At 72.7% G+C, this 16,954-nt stretch carries 16 protein-coding genes; 3 read left to right on the plus strand and 13 right to left on the minus strand.

The window, feature by feature from the left end; all coding sequences use genetic code 11:
* Positions 1–82 precede the first annotated feature (82 nt).
* The 8 genes from STRBO_RS0117330 to STRBO_RS0117365 all read right to left on the minus strand — a co-directional run bounded on the left by STRBO_RS0117330 (position 83) and on the right by STRBO_RS0117365 (position 8,833).
* Positions 83–421: a DUF4326 domain-containing protein gene (locus STRBO_RS0117330; protein ID WP_005475467.1), complete on the minus strand. Its 339-nt coding sequence runs from the start codon at positions 419–421 to the stop codon at positions 83–85.
* 25 nt (positions 422–446) lie between these two features.
* Complete coding sequence (locus STRBO_RS0117335) at positions 447–1,229, minus strand: SGNH/GDSL hydrolase family protein (RefSeq protein ID WP_005475465.1); 783 nt, start codon at positions 1,227–1,229, stop codon at positions 447–449.
* A gap of 64 nt (positions 1,230–1,293) precedes the next feature.
* Positions 1,294–2,310 (minus strand): hemolysin family protein, encoded by a 1,017-nt coding sequence (locus STRBO_RS0117340; protein ID WP_005475464.1) that lies wholly within the window; start codon positions 2,308–2,310, stop codon positions 1,294–1,296.
* Entirely contained in the window at positions 2,307–3,644 is a 1,338-nt protein-coding gene (locus STRBO_RS0117345; RefSeq protein WP_005475463.1) for a hemolysin family protein, read from the minus strand. Before STRBO_RS0117345 ends, STRBO_RS0117340 begins: the two co-directional genes overlap by 4 nt.
* Positions 3,645–3,847: 203 nt before the next feature.
* Positions 3,848–4,273: a GNAT family N-acetyltransferase gene (locus STRBO_RS0117350; RefSeq protein WP_005475462.1), complete on the minus strand. Its 426-nt coding sequence runs from the start codon at positions 4,271–4,273 to the stop codon at positions 3,848–3,850.
* Positions 4,274–4,397: 124 nt separating this feature from the next.
* Positions 4,398–5,279, minus strand: a complete 882-nt coding sequence (locus STRBO_RS0117355; RefSeq protein WP_020114522.1) for an LLM class F420-dependent oxidoreductase — start codon at positions 5,277–5,279, stop codon at positions 4,398–4,400.
* Positions 5,280–5,370: 91 nt separating this feature from the next.
* On the minus strand, positions 5,371–7,941 hold the full coding sequence (locus STRBO_RS0117360; RefSeq protein WP_005475460.1) for an FtsX-like permease family protein: 2,571 nt from the start codon (positions 7,939–7,941) through the stop codon (positions 5,371–5,373).
* 4 nt (positions 7,942–7,945) lie between these two features.
* Positions 7,946–8,833 (minus strand): ABC transporter ATP-binding protein, encoded by an 888-nt coding sequence (locus STRBO_RS0117365; RefSeq protein ID WP_005475454.1) that lies wholly within the window; start codon positions 8,831–8,833, stop codon positions 7,946–7,948.
* A 219-nt stretch (positions 8,834–9,052) separates the two neighbouring features.
* Between STRBO_RS0117365 and STRBO_RS0117370 the strand changes: the two genes are divergently transcribed.
* Positions 9,053–9,292, plus strand: a complete 240-nt coding sequence (locus tag STRBO_RS0117370) for a toxin-antitoxin system HicB family antitoxin (protein ID WP_005475446.1) — start codon at positions 9,053–9,055, stop codon at positions 9,290–9,292.
* Positions 9,293–9,296: 4 nt separating this feature from the next.
* Positions 9,297–9,671 carry a hypothetical protein gene (locus STRBO_RS0117375; RefSeq protein WP_020114523.1) on the plus strand — a complete coding sequence of 125 codons (375 nt, stop codon included), beginning with the start codon at positions 9,297–9,299 and terminating at the stop codon, positions 9,669–9,671.
* Here the strand turns inward: STRBO_RS0117375 and STRBO_RS0117380 are convergent.
* Both STRBO_RS0117380 and STRBO_RS0117385 read right to left on the minus strand, forming a co-directional pair.
* Entirely contained in the window at positions 9,640–10,326 is a 687-nt protein-coding gene (locus tag STRBO_RS0117380; protein ID WP_005475442.1) for a class I SAM-dependent methyltransferase, read from the minus strand. The two genes, STRBO_RS0117375 and STRBO_RS0117380, sit on opposite strands and share 32 nt — an antisense overlap.
* A 189-nt stretch (positions 10,327–10,515) precedes the next feature.
* Positions 10,516–11,202: an esterase/lipase family protein gene (locus STRBO_RS0117385; protein ID WP_005475441.1), complete on the minus strand. Its 687-nt coding sequence runs from the start codon at positions 11,200–11,202 to the stop codon at positions 10,516–10,518.
* Between the two features lie 109 nt (positions 11,203–11,311).
* Here STRBO_RS0117385 and STRBO_RS0117390 point away from each other — a divergent pair, with 109 nt between their 5' ends.
* Positions 11,312–13,525, plus strand: a complete 2,214-nt coding sequence (locus tag STRBO_RS0117390; protein WP_237547509.1) for a helix-turn-helix transcriptional regulator — start codon at positions 11,312–11,314, stop codon at positions 13,523–13,525.
* 79 nt (positions 13,526–13,604) lie between these two features.
* Here the strand turns inward: STRBO_RS0117390 and bioD are convergent, their stop codons facing one another.
* The 3 genes from bioD to bioB are packed head-to-tail and all read right to left on the minus strand — an operon-like array spanning position 13,605 to position 16,898.
* Positions 13,605–14,324 (minus strand): dethiobiotin synthase, encoded by a 720-nt coding sequence (gene bioD / locus STRBO_RS0117395; protein WP_005475438.1) that lies wholly within the window; start codon positions 14,322–14,324, stop codon positions 13,605–13,607.
* Between the two features lie 59 nt (positions 14,325–14,383).
* Positions 14,384–15,673 (minus strand): adenosylmethionine--8-amino-7-oxononanoate transaminase, encoded by a 1,290-nt coding sequence (locus STRBO_RS0117400; protein WP_020114524.1) that lies wholly within the window; start codon positions 15,671–15,673, stop codon positions 14,384–14,386.
* Positions 15,666–16,898 carry a biotin synthase BioB gene (bioB, locus tag STRBO_RS0117405; protein ID WP_005475427.1) on the minus strand — a complete coding sequence of 411 codons (1,233 nt, stop codon included), beginning with the start codon at positions 16,896–16,898 and terminating at the stop codon, positions 15,666–15,668. The genes STRBO_RS0117400 and bioB overlap by 8 nt, the downstream gene beginning before the upstream one ends.
* Positions 16,899–16,954: the final 56 nt, after the last annotated feature.

Raw genomic sequence — 16,954 nt, forward strand, 5'->3', positions numbered from 1 at the left:
CTCTTCGGAGGAACCTACGAAGCCCGGCCGCGGCGGTCGGGGGCCGCGGCCGCCCGCGTCGGCGCCCGCGGCTTCCGCCGCCTCACAGCCCGTCCGCGATCTCCGCCAGCACGTCCCCGTGGCAGGGCTCGGGCGCGCACCAGCATGCCAGTGTCTTGCCGCGCAGCGCCGGTACGAGGGCCATCAGCTCGGGGTCGGACGTCAGGTACTCCCGGTACTTGGCCATCACCTCGGCCCGGGTCCCGTCGCGCTTCTTCTTCTCGGTGTCGTACTGGAACGGGTTGAACAGCGGATGCCGCGGCAGGTCCCAGTGGCCCATGGTCCAGCGGCGGCCGATGTACACCAGGTCGCTGGGGGCGAATTCCAGCCGGGGGCCGAAGTCGCGGATACGGCCCTTGAGGTTGATCACGGTCGTGGCCACACGCGCCTCCCGGTACGGCGGCTCCCTACGCTAGCGGCCCCTCGTAGGGCAGCAACTCGGGCCTCTTCGCCGGCATGCCGTCGCCCGAGGAGCGGCCGGTGAGACGGCGGACGATCCACGGCGCGAGGTACTGGCGGGCGAACCGCGCGTGGGCCACCTGGCGGGCGGCCCATCCGGGCGGGGACGTCAGGGGGATCGGCGTCCGCCACTCCGGGTCCTCGGCCTCGTAGCCGAGCGTCTGCCAGACCGCCTCGGCGACCCGGCGGTGTCCGTCGGGCGTCAGGTGCAGCCGGTCCACGTCCCACATACGGGGGTCGGCGAGGGAGGGTGCGCCGTACAGGTCGACGACGAGGGCGCCGTGCCGGGCGGCCAGCCCGTCGACGCAGGCGAACAGTTCCTCCATGCGCGGCCGGAACCGTTCCAGGACGGGGCCCTGGCGGCCCGGGCTGCGCATCAGGACGAGCTGCTTGCAGGAGGGGGCGAGGCGCTCCACGGCCTCCTCCAGCAGGGCCCGCACCCGGCCCATGTCGCACTTGGGCCGGAGCGTGTCGTTCAGGCCGCCGACCAGCGTGATCACGTCCGGCTCCATCGCGGCGGCGACGTCCACCTGCTCGGCGACGATCTGGCCGATCAGCTTTCCGCGCACCGCGAGGTTGGCGTACCGGAAACCGGGCGTGCGAGCGGCCATCCGGCCGGCGAGGAGGTCCGCCCAGCCCCGGTAGGAACCGTCGGGGAGGAGGTCGGACATCCCCTCGGTGAAGGAGTCGCCGACCGTGACAAGGCTGGAGTACGTGGGATTCGTCTGCATGGCGTGAACGATGCTAACGCGTTCACATACCCGGCGGTCGGTCGGCTCCCTCCGCCGACGAACCTCACACGGCCGGCTGCCCGAACAGCTCCCGCAGCACGTCCTCCATGGTCACGATCCCCGCGAGCCGGCCGTCCGCCCCCAGCACGGCCGCCAGGTGCGTCCGGCTGCGGCGCATCGCCGTGAGCACGTCGTCCAGCGGTGTCGTCTCCCGGACCCGGGCGATGGACCGCATGTCCCGCACGGAGAACGGCACGTCGCGCGGGGTCGCGTCGAGCGCGTCCTTCACATGGAGATAGCCCACGATCCGGCGCCCCTCGTCGACCACCGGGAAGCGGGAGAACCCGGACTCGGCCGACAGCCGCTCCAGCTCCTCCGGGGTGACCCCCATGCCCGCGTACACGACTCGCTCCAGCGGGAGCACGACGTCGCGCACCGGGCGCCGGCCCAGTTCCAGCGCGTCCCGCAGCCGCTCCTGCGCGCGGTCGTCGATCAGCCCCGCCTCGCTGGAGTCCCGGACCAGGCGGGCGAGTTCGGTGTCCGAGAAGGTCGCCGTCACCTCGTCCTTCGTCTCGACCCGCATGAGCTTGAGCAGGGTGTTCGCGAAGGCGTTGACCGTGAAGATCACCGGGCGCAGCGCCCGCGACAGCGTCACCAGCGGCGGGCCGAGCAGCAGGGCGCTGCGCACCGGCTCGGCCAGGGCGATGTTCTTCGGGACCATCTCGCCGAGCAGCATGTGCAGATACGTGGCGAGCGTCAGGGCGATCACGAAGGAGATCACGTGGCCCGCGCCCTCCGGCACGCCCACGGCGTGGAACAGCGGCTCCAGCAGGTGCGCGATCGCGGGCTCCGCGACCACACCGAGCACCAGGGTGCACAGCGTGATGCCGAGCTGCGCGGCCGCCATCAGCGCGGACACGTGCTGCAGACCCCACAGCACGCTGTGCGCCCGCCGGTCGCCCTGTTCGGCGTACGGCTCGATCTGGCTGCGGCGGACCGAGATCAGGGCGAACTCGGCGCCCACGAAGAAGGCGTTGACGACCAGCGTCGCGAAACCGATCAGCAGCTGGACGGCGGTCATCGTGTCTCCTCCTCATGTTCCTCGGCGGACGGGACCGGCGCGTGCAGCAGCACCCGCGCGGCCCGGCGGCCGGCGGCGTCCACCACGTCGAGCCGCCAGCCGACGACCTCGACGGTGTCGCCGACGGCCGGGATACGGCCCAGCTCGGTGGCGACGAGGCCCGCGAGCGTCTCGTAGGGGCCCTCCGGCGCGCGCAGGCCCACCCGGGCCAGCTGGTCGGTACGGGCCGAGCCGTCGGCCGAGTACAGCTCGCGGCCGTGCTCGTCGGTGCCGACGGGGGCCAGATCGGGTGTCTCGTGCGGGTCGTGCTCGTCCCGCACCTCGCCGACGACCTCCTCGACGATGTCCTCCAGGGTCACCACGCCGGCGGTGCCGCCGTACTCGTCGATGACGACGGCCATCGTGCGCTTGCCCGAGAGCCGGTCCAGCACCCGGTCCACGGTGAGGGACTCGGGGACGAGCAGTGGCTCGCGCAGCAGCTCCGCGACGGAGGTGCGCAGCCGGCGCTCGGCGGGCACGGCGAGCACGTCCTTGATGTGCACGGTGCCGACGACCGAGTCGAGGCTGCTGCGGTAGACGGGGAAGCGGGACAGGCCGGTGGCCCGGGTCGCGTTCGCCACGTCCTCGCAGGTCGCCTGGGCGTCCAGGGCGATGACCTGGACGCGCGGGGTCATCACGTTCTCCGCGGTGAGATCGGCGAGGTTCAACGTCCGTACGAACAGCTCGGCGGTGTCCGCCTCCAGGGCGCCCTCCTTGGCGGAGTGCCGGGCGAGGGCCGCCAGCTCCTGGGGGCCGCGCGCGGAGGCCAGCTCCTCGGCGGGCTCGATGCCGAAGAGGCGTACGAGACGGTTGGCGGTGCTGTTGAGGTGGGTGATGAACGGGCGGAACGCGGCGCTGAACCAGCGCTGCGGGTTCGCCACCTTCTTCGCCACCGGCAGCGGCGCGGAGATCGCCCAGTTCTTGGGCACCAGCTCGCCGACGACCATCAGCACGACGGTCGACAGGGCCGTACCGATCACCAGCGCCACCGAACTCGACGCGGACGCGGGAACCCCGGCCGCCTCCAGCGGCCCCGCGATCAGCTTGGCGATGGACGGCTCGGCGAGCATGCCGACCACCAGGTTGGTGACGGTGATGCCGAGCTGCGCGCCGGAGAGCTGGAACGTCAGGTTCCGTACGGCCTTGAGGGCGCCGGCGGCGCCCCGCTCGCCGCGCTCCACGGCCCGCTCCAGCCGGCCGCGGTCGACCGTGGTCAGCGAGAACTCGGCGGCGACGAAGGCACCACAGATCAGCGAGAGCAGCACCGCCACCAGAAGGAGGAGCACTTCGGTCATCGGGTCACCTCCGTCCCATGATCGGGCAGGTGCGGGAGGATCGCGCGGTGTCGTGCACCGGCTCGGGCACGGGAGGTACCCGGCCGCGTACTGGGAGGCTCGCCCATGGGCGGACGCTCACAACCTTTCCGTAGAGGTTGACTGGTCCCCTCATGGTAAAGGACCGGCAAAGTGCCTCCCGCCGCCTCGGTGCGCGCCCGGCATCAGCTCCCGAGCGGTTTCACCCACCGCCGCCATTTCTCCTCCGGCGCGTACCCGGCGGCCCGCCACGCATGCTGGGCCGACTCGTTGCGGACGAGCACCATCGCGTCACCGCGCCGCCCACCGAGCCGGACGAACCGCTCCTCGGCCGAGGCGAGCAGGGCCGAGCCGATGCCCTTCCGCCGTCGCTCCGGGTGCACCGCGAGCCGGTACAGATGGCACCGCCAGCCGTCGAACCCGGCGACGACCGTGCCCACGAGATCCCCGTCCAGCTCGGCCAGGATCAGTGCCTCGGGGTCACGGTCCACCAGCCGCTCGACCCCTTCGCGGTCGTCGCTGATGCTCGTGCCCTCTGCGGCCACCTTCCAGAAGGCGAGGACGGCGTCGAGGTCGTCGGGCGTCGCGGCACGTATGCGCAGGTCGGTCATGACGCGATCCCATCACGGGGGTCGACGGGGGGCCGGGAATTCCAGAATCCGGACGGGGCCGCGGGCCGGCGCGCCCCGCATCGGCTCCGGCGCGCCGCGCATCCCGCCCCGTCCGCCCGCCCCCTCACCGGCCGTGCAGTGCCTCCACGACCTTCGCGAAGGACTCCATGTTCGGCTCCAGGACGGTCAGGTACGAGAAGCCGTAGCGCTCCCGCTGGGCCAGTACCTGGTCGACGATCTCGGCCAGGGTTCCCACGAGGACCAGCGGGAGCCGGAGGGCCTGGTCCTCGGTCAGGTTCGGAAAGTGGCTGAGCCACGGCTGTACGGCGGCGGCGCGGTCCTCGGTGAGTTCGACGATCTGGATCAGCAGGTTCAGCTCGGCGGGTTCCTTCCGCCCGGCGGCGAACTCCTGGTACCGGCCGACCCGTTCGTCGAGTTCCTCGGCGGTCAGCGGTTCCAGTTTGCCGTTCTCCACCGTCCGGGCGCCCGTGAACGCCGCGATGTCCGCGTGCTCGGCGGTGAGCCGCAGCACGCGGTCACCATTGGCGCCGACGAGCAGCGGCACCCGGGGCCGCTGCACCGGCCGCGGCTCGTGCTCCTCGGAGCCGAGAAGCCGGTCCAACTCCTGGACCGTGCGCAGTAGATGGTCGACCCGCTCGCCCGCCGACCCCCACGGCAGCCCCGCCTTCTCGTGCTCGGCCGGTACGTACCCGGTGCCGAGCCCCAGCTCCAGACGCCCGCCGGTCAGCGCGTCCGTGGTGGCGACCTCACGCGCCAGCAGGGCCGGGTTCCAGAAGCCCGCGTTCAGCACGAACGTGCCGAGTCGTGGCCGAACGGTCGCCTCGGCCGCCGCGACCAGGGACGGGAACGGGGCCGGCATGCCCAGATGGTCCGGGACCAGGATCACGTCGTAGCCCAGCTGCTCGGCGCGGCGGCACTTCGCGCGCCACTCCGCAGCCGACATGGGGCTGAGTAAGTTGACTCCGAAGCGGAACGGGCGCGGCATGAACTCTCCTCACACATCAGGGATTCGAGGCAGGCATGCCGGTGAGTACATCACCGGTGCGGGCATGCCGCCAGCACACGTGCGCGCACGCTCACTCGTGCGCGATCGCCGCCAGGACGTTCATCCGGGAGGCGCGCAGCGCGGGCAGCAGGGCCGCCACGACGCCCACCACCGCCGAGCCGATCACCACGGCGACGACCGTGCCCCACGGGATCGCCAGCGCCTTCATGCCCTGCAGCGCCAGCACCTGCTGCACGCAGACACCCCAGATCAGACCCAGGACGAGCCCGAGGACCGCCCCGAACACGGCGATCACCACCGACTCAAGCCGGATCATCCGCCGCAGCTGCCGCCGGCCCAGCCCGATCGCGCGCAGCAGTCCGATCTCCCGGGTGCGTTCGACCACCGACAGGGCGAGGGTGTTGACCACCCCGAGCACCGCGATGACGATCGCCAGGCCGAGCAGCGCGTAGACGAGATAGAGCAGCACGGCGATCTGGCCGCGGATCAGCTCCTTGTAGTCGGCCTGGTCGCGGACCTGGACCTGCGGGTAGGCGTCCAGCGTGCGGTCCAGGTTCGCGCGCAGCTCGTCGGCGCCGGTGCCGGACCCGGCGTTCACGTACAGCGCGGAGTCCTGCCCCTCGGGCACGTACGTCTCGATGGTGGCCATCCCGAAGTACAGCCCGCCCTGCACCCCGAAGCCGTCGGCGGTGTCCTGGTCGGTGAGCGCGGCCACCTTCAGCTCGGTGTTCTTCCCGGCCGGGAACCGGACGGGGATCGTGCTGCCCACCGTCACGTCGTGGTCCCGCGCGAACTCCGCGTCCATGGCGATGGCGCCGTCGGCCAGCGCGGCGCCGCTGTCGCCAGCGGCGTAGGTGACGTTCGCGATCTCGTCCAGCTGGGCGTCGTAGGCCGCGGCGGTCGTCTCGACGCGCGCGCCGTCGGGCAGCCGTACCTCGACCGGCGTGAACCGCTGGCGTACGACGAGGCCGACGCCGTCCGTGGCGCGGACCTTGTCGGTGACCTCCTGCGGGAACGGCATGAAGTTCTGGTTCTGGATGACGAAGTCGGCGCCGAGAGTGTTGTCGATCTCGTCGTCGAAGGACTTGGTCATCGAGGCGCTCGCCACCGACATGCCGGCGACCAGCGCGATCCCGACCATCAGCGCGGAGGCCGTGGCCCCGGTCCGGCGCGGGTTGCGCAGGGCGTTGCGCTGACTCATCCGGCCGATGGAGCCGAACAGCGCGGGGAAGGCGCCACCGAGGACCCGGATCACGGGCCGTACGAGCAGCGGTCCGGCGATGACGGTCGCGACCAGCGTCAGGACCACGCCGAGACCGAGCAGGGAGGCGGCGGAACCCGTGTCGGACGACACCGCGCACCCCGCGAGCGCGGCGGCACCGGCCGCTCCCACGATCCCGCCGGCCACCGCGCGCATCCTCAGCGGCCGCCCCACACCGGCGATCTCGGCGTCGGACAGGGCCGCCATCGGCGACACGGCCGAGGCCCGCCGCGCCGGGAGATAGGCGGCGACGAAGGTGACGCCGAGCCCGACGGCGTACGCCGCGATCGGCGTCCCGACGCCGATCACCATCTCGGCCGAGCTCAGGTTCATCCCGAAGGCGCCCATCAGCTCGATCAGCCCGAAGGCCAGCCCGATGCCGGCGGCGAGGCCCAGCGTCGACCCGACGAGCCCGAGGAGCGCCGCCTCGGCGAGCACCGAGCGCCGCACCTGGCGCCGGTCGGCGCCCAGCGCGCGCAAGAGGCCCAGTTCGCGGGTGCGTTGGGCGATGAGCATGGAGAAGGTGTTGACGATGAGGAAGACCCCGACGAGTGTCGCGATCCCGGCGAAGCCGAGCATCACGTACTTGATCACGTCGAGGAAGCCGCCGAGCGAGGCGGCCGCCGACTCGGCGCGCTCGTCGGCGGTCCGGTACTCGTACGCCGTCGGCCCCAGTTCGTCGGCGATCCGCCGCTTGAGCAGCTCGTCGCTCACCCCGGGCTCGGCGGTCACGGAGATGCCGGTGGCCGCGTCGGGGTCGCCCAGCAGCGCGGTCTGTGCCGTCCGCGTGTCGAGGTAGACGAGCGCGGCTCCGGGGTTGGTGGTGGTGAAGGTGGCGATGCCGACGACGCGCACCCGGAAGGAGCCCGGCCCGGCGAGCACCGTCAGGGTGTCGCCGATCTCCACGTCCTTGCTCTTGGCGGTGTCCGCGTCGAGCAGGGCCTGGCCGGCGCCTCGCGGCGCGTGCCCGCTGGTCAGCTTCACCGGGCTGCGGTCGGTGGGGTGCCAGTTCCTGGCGACGGTGGGGGCGCCCGTGGTCGGTCCCACCGACTCGTTGTCGCTGTCGACGACCGTGACGTTGTCGACGGACGCGTCGACACGGGCGTCCGCCACACCGTCGATCCCCGCGACCCGCCGCGCGAGCGAGGCGGGCACGGTCTCGACGGCCCCGGTGGGCAGCTGACCCGTCAGTTCGTCGTCCTTCGGGCCCACGGTCACATCGGCCGAGGTGGAGGCGAAGAGTCGGTCGAAGGTGCGGGTGACCGTGTCCGAGAAGATCAGGCTGCCCGCGACGAACGCCACGGACAGCACGACCGCCAGCGCCGAGAGCAGCAGCCGCCCCTTGTGCGCGAGGAAGCTCCGCAGGGTCGCCCTCAGCACGGTCTCAGTCCTTGCCGGGGCCGACGGACCGGTCGCCGGGCCCGCCCGCGGACCCGCTGCCGGGGGCGCCCTCCCCGTCGGGGGAGGCCAGAGGTGTGTCGGCGGCCGGGGCCTGGGGGTTCTTCCCCGAGAAGAGACGCATGCGTTCCAGGACCGCTTCGGCCGTGGGGCGTTCCATGCGGTCCACGATCCGCCCGTCCGCGAGGTAGAGCACCAGGTCGGAGTGGGCGGCGGCGCCGGGGTCGTGGGTGACCATGACGACCGTCTGGCCCAGCTGGTCGACCGCCTCGCGCAGGAAGCCGAGCACTTCGAGCCCGGCACGGGAGTCGAGGTTGCCGGTCGGCTCGTCGGCGAAGATCAGCTCGGGCCGGGAGGCGAGTGCGCGGGCGCAGGCGACGCGCTGCTGCTGCCCGCCCGAGAGCTGCGAGGGGCGGTGCCCCAGCCGGTCGCGCAGCCCGAGCGTGTCGATGACCTGGTCCAGCCACTTCTCGTCGGGCTTCTTGCCCGCGATGTCCATCGGCAGGGTGATGTTCTCGGCCGCGTTCAGCGTCGGGATCAGGTTGAAGGACTGGAACATGAAGCCGATCCGGTCCCGGCGCAACCGCGTCAGATCGCGTTCCCTGAGCCCGGTGATCTCCGTGTCCCCGAGCCACACCTGTCCGGCCGAGACGGTGTCGAGCCCGGCCAGGCAGTGCATCAGGGTGGACTTTCCCGAGCCCGAGGGGCCCATGACGGCGGTGAAGCGGCCGCGCGCGATGTCCACGTCGACCGAGTCGAGGGCGAGGACCTTGGTCTCTCCCGAGCCGTACGCCTTCGTCAGGCCCCGGGCGCGGGCGGCGACGGCGTCGGCTTCCGCGCGGCCGAGGGGGTGCTCAGCGGCAGCAGTGGACAAAACGGCCTCCAGGCTCGAACCAGTTCGAATTCCGGGCGCTCCCGGCCGAGCCTAGTGTGATGTGCGGCACAGCAGGAATCCCCCCGAAGTCCGAGGCGGTCTCCGTCGCAGGTCGGGTTCCCGATCTCCGTGTAAGGGGCACGCAAAAAGGACCCTTAGGGGTGGACGGAGGCGAAGGCGCCCTTGCCACTGCTAGCACTCCGGCGCTAGCGTCGAGTCATGGCCAAGACCCAGCTGAACGTCCGAGTGGACGAGGACACGGCCCGGGCCGCCCGTGAACGAGCCCTGGAGCGCGGGATGAGTGTGAACCGGTACATCGAGGAACTGGTCCGGCAGGACACCGGCGAGGCGGGTCACACCTTCGTCGAGTCCGCCGCCGACTTCATGAAGCAGTACGAGGCGGTCTTCGCCGAGGAGTTCGGCGCCGATCACGAGGGCCGGCACGAGGGACGTCACTGATCCCTTGAGTCAGCTCACAATCGACCTGTCCTGGCTCCTCATGGTCGCCGAACGGAAGACGCCCGGAGATCCACAGGTCTCCGACTGGGGCGCCCTCGTCGCGGCCGTCGCCCGGCACGAGGCCGAGATCTTCGACGTCCCCGTCTACGACACCCCGTACGCCCGGGCCGCCGCCCTCCTCCAAGTCCTCATGCACGTCCCGGCGTTGGAGCGCTCCAACGCGCTGTTCGCCTCCGCCGTCGCCTACGGCTACCTCGTGGCCAGCGGCGTCAAGGTCGTCACCTCCGCCGAGCAGGTGCGCGAACTGGCCCGGCTGGTCAAGAGCGGCGAGGCCACCGTGCAGGACATCACGCAGGAGCTGCGTCAGTGGAGCCTGTGACGCCGGGCCGCCGGGCCCGGCCCAGCACGCAGTAGGAACTCGGCAGCCGCGGCCCCTGCTCGGGCACCAGGACCTCCCGGACCGCCTCGACCTCGAACCCGGCGGCCCGGATCACGGCGACCGGGTCGCGGGAGACATGGCAGCCGCCGAACAGCAACGGCCACACCGTGCCGTCCAGCGCCCGCTGAGCCGTCCGCGTCGCCCGCCCGCCGCCCCGGCCGTGCTCGAAGAACCGCAGCTCACCGCCAGGGCGCAGCACCCGCCGCACCTCGTTCAGCGAGCGCCGTACGTCCCGCACGCTGCACAGCACCAGCGACACCACGGCCGCGTCGAACGCCTCGCTCTTGACCGGCAGCGCCTCCGCCGCGCCCGGCACCACGTCCACGGGCACCTCGGCGCGCAGGGCGGACTCCAGGGCCAGCCGCCGCAGGGAGTGCTCCGGTTCGATCGCCACCACCTCCGAGACCGCGCTCGGGTAGCGCGCGAAGTTCAGACCGTTCCCGGCGCCGATCTCGATGACCCGCCCCGACAGCCCCGCCAGCAACTCCTCGCGCAGGGGACCGATCCTCGGCTCCGCCGACACGCTCAGTCTGGCGTAGAACCGGGCGAAGAGGGGGTGGTGCACGGCGTCCGTCGTGGCGCGGGCGCGGGCCATGAGGACCTCCCGAAGAGGACGGCAGATACCGCGATTGTCCCCCGGGAAGCACCGGCTCACCCGTCGCGGCCGGGACGGGGGGACGGTCCGGGGAGCGCGACCGGGGCAAAACGCCTCGCCCGCCGCGTGTCCCTGGGGAGGAGGCCACGCGACGGGCACGGGTGTACGAGGTGCCGACCGCCGGGACGATCAGGCGATGAAGGCGCGGACCTGGTCGTAGATGCCCTTGTCGTTGTTCATGTCGTTGTGCGGGACACAGCCGACCTCGACGTTGGTCGCACCGCTGAGGATCGCGGAGGTGTCCGGGGTGAGCGCGTCGTCGCAGTTCGACCAGTAGCTGGCGTACGACACACTGCCCGGCGTCTCGTCACCGGAGTTCAGCGAGGTCAGGAACGAGCTGCCGGTGTACATCTCGCCGCAGGACGTGTAGAGCCACCGGCACCAACCGGCCACGGTCGTCCCGTGGTTCACGCCGGCCGCGGAGACGAAGTCGTCCACGTACGCCGTACCGCCGAGGTTCTTGAGGTAGTACCGGGAGCTGAGCGCGCCCATCGAGTGGACGACCACGTCGACCTTCGCCGCGCCCGTCGCGGCCCGCACGCTCTCGATCTTGGTCTTGAGCTGCGCGGCCGTCGTGACATTGGACTGGCCCCAGTCGTAGGACCAGGAGTACAGCTCCGCGGACGTGTAGCCGTCGGCCTTGAAGTGCGCGATCCAGTCGTCCCAGCTGCTGGACGAACTGCTCAGACCGTGCACGAAGACCACGGGGTTGCGGGTCGCGGCCTGAGCGGAGGTCGCGGAGAAGGAGAGCGACAGAAGGAGCGTGGTGGTCACGGTCGTGAGAGCCGTGGCGATACGGCGCATGCGGCGCTGCATGGTGCCTCCTGAAACGGGTGGGGTTCGTCTGGAGTGTCAGCGGGGTCTACGCGCGCCGCATCGGCGAAATCGCCGGTCTTTACTGGTCGGTTAACTCGCAAGTAACGTGATGAGCGTGGTGACCCCGGTGAACCCCCCACAGCTTCCGCATCGCTCGCCACCGCCCCCCACGCACGCGTGGCCGAGCCCGGACACAGCGTCGGCCGCCGCGCCCACGCTGTCCGAAGGCGTGCGCGTACGCCTGCTGTACGCCGCCCACGGCGATCCGCGCGCCGCCGCGGAACTCGCCGCCGCCCTGACCCCCCGTCAGCGCACGGGCCTCGACCCGCTCCCCGCCGAGCCCCTGGCGCTGGCCCCCGTCCTGTTGCGCGGCCACCGGCGGGACGTACGCGCCCTGCCCGACGACACCCGTTTCCTGCTGCTTCTCGCCGCCGCCGACCAGTACCCGGTCCGCACGCACGCCTACGCGCGCGCCGTCACGGCCGCCCGGCTCGACACCCGCCCCCTCGACACGGCGGAGGCGGCCGGGCTCGCGCACACCACGACCCAGGGCATCGTCTTCCCGGACGCCTGGACCCGCGTCGCCGTATACGAGTCGGCGTCCATGGCCGACCGGCGCGAGGCGCACCGCCTCCTCGCCGCGGTCCTCAGCGGCGAGGGCGAGCGGCCGGGCCGCAGCTGGCACCGGGCCGCCGCCGCCCTCGGCCCCAGCCGCCGCCTCGCCGCCGAACTGCGCCTGTCGGCACGGGTGGCACGTGCCATCGGTGACCCCGCGCTCGCCTCCGCCCTCGCCGAACGCGCCGCCGGGCTCACCCCCGAACCCGCCGAACGCATGCCCCTGCTCGCCCAGGCCGCCGCCGAGGCCTGGCAGTCGGGAGACGGCGACCGCGCCCGCCGCCTCGTCGCCGCCACCGACGACGACGCCCTCGCGGGACTGCTCGCCCTGCGCGCCGGAAACGCCGCCGAGGCCTTCGACGCCCTGCTCACCGCCGCCGTCCGGCACGTCGGCGAGCGCACCCCGGACAGGGCCGCCCATCTACTGGCACGAGCCACCGAGGCCGCCATCTACACCGGCGACCTGCGCCGCTGCCGGGAGGCCGCCGCCGTCGCCGACGCGCTCGGCATCGCGCCGCCCAGCACGCTCGGCGCGCTCGCCGCCGCGTTCGAAGGTCGCTACGACGACGCCCGGGACGTGCTCGAAGCAGCCGCCGGGCGCTGCGGACCCGGTGGCGACCCCACCCAGCTCATCCACTCCGGGATCGCCGCCCTCCTCCTCGGCGACCACACCCGCGCGTTCACCGCCACCGCCCGCGCCGCCTCCTCCGCCCGCGCCAGGGGCGAGACGGTGACCGTGCCGCAGGCCATGGAGTTCCGGGCCTACGCGGAGTTCTGGACCGGACGCCCGAGGGCCGCCGAGGCCGCCACCGTGGACGCCCTGCGCCAGGCGTACGCCACCGGGCAGGACAACGGCGCCTGCCATCTCCAGGCCGCCCTCGCGATGTTCGCGGCCGTCACCGGCGACGAACAGGTGTGCCGGGAGCGCGCCGAGTCCGCCCGCGCGTACGCCCTGGAGCGCGGACTCGGACTGCCCGCCGCCCTCGCCATGTTCGCCCTCGCCTTCCTCGACCTGAGCACCGGCCGGTACGCCGCCTCGGCGGCCCGGCTGCGCGCACTCGCCGGCTTCGGCCCCGGGCACGGGCACCGGGCCGTGCGGCACCTCGCCACACCGCACTACGTCGAGGCCGCCGTCCGCACCGGCGACACCCGGGTGGCCCGGGCCGCGCACGCCGACTACGACCGCTGGGCCCGTACCGTGCGCAGCGCCGACGACCTCGCCCTCAGCGCCCGCTGCCGTGCGCTGCTCGCCACCGGGGAGGAATCCGTCGAGCACTACCGCGCGGCGCTCGACCTGCACGCCTCCGGCACCCGGGACGTCGAACGCGCTCGCACGGAACTGCTGTTCGGCAGCGCCCTGCGTCGGCTGCGCAACCGCACCGAGGCCCGCGACCGGCTGTACAGCGCCCTGGAGGCCTTCGAGCACTTCGGCTCCCCGCACTGCGCGGCCCAGGCCCGCGCGGAACTCCGGGCCCTCGGCGAGCGCGCCTCCGCGGCGCCGGCCGCGGAGGCTCTGGCGTCCCGCCTCACCGCCCAGCAGTTGATGATCGCCCGCATGGCGGCGGAGGGCGCCACCAACCGGGAGATCGCCGCGCGGCTGCTGCTGAGCCCCCGCACGATCGACCACCATCTGCGAGGGGTGTTCTCGCGGTTGGGGATCCGGTCGAGGATCGAATTGGTGCGGCTGCTGGGGGAGACGGAGACGTGAGGCCGGCCCGCGCCCCGTCAGGGGCGCGGGGACCCGCGCGACCAGCCACGACGAACCCGCGGCCGACCCGGCGGATCCCCTACGGCGCGGCTTCGGCGGCCTGGAAGGAAGCGGCGTCCCACACCCCGCCGAGCGCCGGCGCCAGCCAGCCCCCGGCCCCCGCTCGGAAGTCGACCGGCTCCCACGCCCCCACCCCGGACGGCACCGCACCCAGCAACGGCACCCCCGCCACCACCGGCAGATCCGCCAGATTGCAGCGGCACGCCAGATCGGGCGCCGAGGGCCAGCCGCCGATGACGACGCCCGCCAGCTCCACCTCCCGCACGGCGAGTTCGCGGGCCGTCAGCTCGGTGGTGTTGAGCGTTCCGAGACCCGCCGAGGCGACCAGCAGCACCGGCGCGCCGAGCAGCCGGGCCGAGTCCGCCAGGGTGCCGCCCGCCTCGTCGAAGCGCACGAGGAGACCGCCCGCGCCCTCGACCAGCACCAGGTCGTGGTCGACCGCCAGTTTGGCCGCCGCCTCGGCGACGTCCTCGGGGTGCACCGGAGGAAGACCGGCACGCCGGGCGGCGGTCGCCGGGGCCAAGGGCTCCGGATAGCGGGCGAGTTCACGGACGGTCACGGCGCCCGCGAGCCGGGCCACCTCGTCCGCGTCCCCGCGCTCGTCCGGCCGTACGCCGGTCTGCGCGGGCTTGAGGACGGCCACGGACCGGCCGGCCGCCACGGCCACCGCCGCGACGGCCGCCGTGGTGACGGTCTTGCCGACCTCCGTCCCCGTCCCCGTGATCACCAGAACCGTCATGTCATCACTTCCGTCATCCTCTGTCCGTCATCCCGTCATCCCGTCATCCCGTCATCCCGTCATCCCACCGTCGCCGCCGCGCACACCGCGCGCGCGATCCGCGCCACGTCCTCGTCGCCCGTGACGTAGGGCGGCATCGTGTAGACGAGGTCCCGGAACGGCCGCAGCCACACGCCTTCGCCCACCGCCGCCGCCGTGGCGGCCGCCATGTCGACCGGGTGGTCGAGCTGGACGACCCCGATCGCGCCGAGGACGCGGACCTCCTTCACCCCGGGCACCTCGCGCACCGGCGCCAGCCCGTCCAGCAGCCCCGTCTCGATCCGCTTGACCTCCGTGAGCCAGTCCTGGCCGAGCAGCAGCTCGATCGAGGCACAGGCGACGGCCGCCGCCAGCGGGTTGCCCATGAAGGTAGGGCCGTGAGCGAGCACCGGCACCTCGCCCCGTGAGATCCCGTCGGCCACCCCGGCGGTGCACAGGGCTGCCGCCAGGGTCAGATAGCCGCCGGTCAGCGCCTTGCCGACGCACATCACATCCGGTGTCACCGCCGCGTGGTCCGCCGCGAACAACGCACCCGTACGGCCGAACCCGGTCGCGATCTCGTCGAACACCAGCAGGACGTCGTGCGCGTCGCACGCCTCGCGCAGCACCCGCAGATACGCGGGGGAGTGGAAGCGCATCCCGCCCGCCCCCTGCACCACGGGCTCCACGATCACGGCGGCCAGTTCGTCGGCGTACCGCTCGACCGCCGCGCGCAGCGCTTGCGCGTACCCCTCGTCGTACTCGGCCGGCGGCGCGTCCACGAACACCTGGTGGGGCAGGACGCCCTGCCACAACTCGTGCATCCCGCCCTCGGGGTCGCACACGGACATCGGCTGCCAGGTGTCCCCGTGGTAGCCGCCGCGCCAGGTCAGCAGGCGCCGCTTGCCGGGGCGGCCGAGCGAGCGCCAGTACTGCAGGCACATCTTGACCGCGACCTCGACGGAGACCGACCCCGAGTCGGCCAGGAACACATGCTCCAGACCCTCGGGCGACATGTCGACCAGGTGCTTCGCCAGTCGCACGGCCGGCTCATGGGTGAGCCCGCCGAACATGACGTGACTCATCCGGCCGAGCTGCTCGCGCGCCGCCTCGTTGAGCACCGGGTGGTTGTAGCCGTGGATGGCCGACCACCAGGACGACATGCCGTCGACCAGCTCGCCCGAGCCGTCCGCGAGCTTCAGCCGGACCCCGCTCGCCGACTCCACGACGAGCGGTTCCTGCCGGCCCGGCATGGGCCCGTACGGGTGCCACACGTGCCGCCGGTCGAGGTCCAGCAGCTCCGGCACGCCCAGGCCGGACGGCTCAGGCATTGGGCGCGAGATCGGTTCCGGCTCCCCGGCGGCGCACCGCGACCAGGTCCGTACGCGCCTCGGTGGCCGGGGCCCCGTCGGTGACGGACCCGCAGGGACCGCCCTGCGCGTGCGACCCACAGCCCGCGCCGGCGCTCTCGTGCGACCCGCACCCGCCACCCTCGTGCGACCCGCACCCGGCGCTCTCCCCGGACCCGCAGGGCCCACCGGCGGTGACGGCCGCCCGGTGCTCCGGCAGCGTGACCTGGTCGGTGCCCTCCACCTCGAAGCCGGCGTCCGCGATCATCTCCAGGTCGGCCTTGCCGGCCTGGCCCTCGCTGGTGAGGTAGTCGCCCAGGAAGATCGAGTTGGCCAGGTGCAGTGCGAGCGGCTGCATCGTGCGCAGGTGGACCTCGCGCCCGCCCGCGATCCGCACCTCGCTGTCCGGGCAGACGAACCGCACCATCGCCAGGATCCGCAGACAGCGCTGCGGGGTGAGGTTCCACTCCTTGGCGAGCGGGGTGCCCTCGAACGGGATCAGGAAGTTCACCGGCACCGAGTCCGGGTCCAGCTCACGGAGCGAGAAGACGACGTCGACCAGGTCCTCGTCGCTCTCGCCCATGCCCGCGATCAGGCCCGAACAGGCCGACAGACCCGCCGCGTGCGCCTTCCGCACGGTGTCCACCCGGTCGGCGTACGTGTGCGTGGTCGTGATCTCGCCGTACGTCGCCTCGGACGTGTTCAGGTTGTGGTTGTATGCGTCCGCGCCGGCCTCGCGCAGCCGTTCGGCCTGACCGTCGGAGAGCAGACCGAGACAGGCGCACACCTCGACGCCCTCGTTCTGGTCCTTGATCGTCTTGATGGTGTCGGAGACCCGGTCCACGTCCCGGTCGGTCGGGCCGCGCCCGGACGCCACCAGACAGACCCGCTTCGCGCCACCGGCGAGCCCGGCCGCCGCGGCCTTGGAGGCCTCGTCGGGCTTGAGCCAGCTGTACTTGAGGATGCCGGCCGTGGAGCCGAGCCGCTGGGAGCAGTAGGAGCAGTCCTCGGGACAGAGGCCGGACTTGAGGTTGACCAGATAGTTCAGTTTCACCCGGCGCCCGAACCAGTGCCGGCGCACCTTCCCGGCCGCGGCCACCACGTCCAACAGCTCGTCGTCGGAGGTGCCCAGAACGGCGAGCGCCTCGGCACGGCTCGGCGGCTCGCGCCGGAGCCCCTTGTCCACCAGCGTGTTCAGCAAGTCCATGAGAGCCGATCCTGTCCTACGGGACCGCTCTCGGCCAAGGAGAGTTCGGACAACAG

It is taken from the genome of Streptomyces bottropensis ATCC 25435 (assembly GCF_000383595.1).
Lineage (GTDB): Bacteria > Actinomycetota > Actinomycetes > Streptomycetales > Streptomycetaceae > Streptomyces > Streptomyces bottropensis.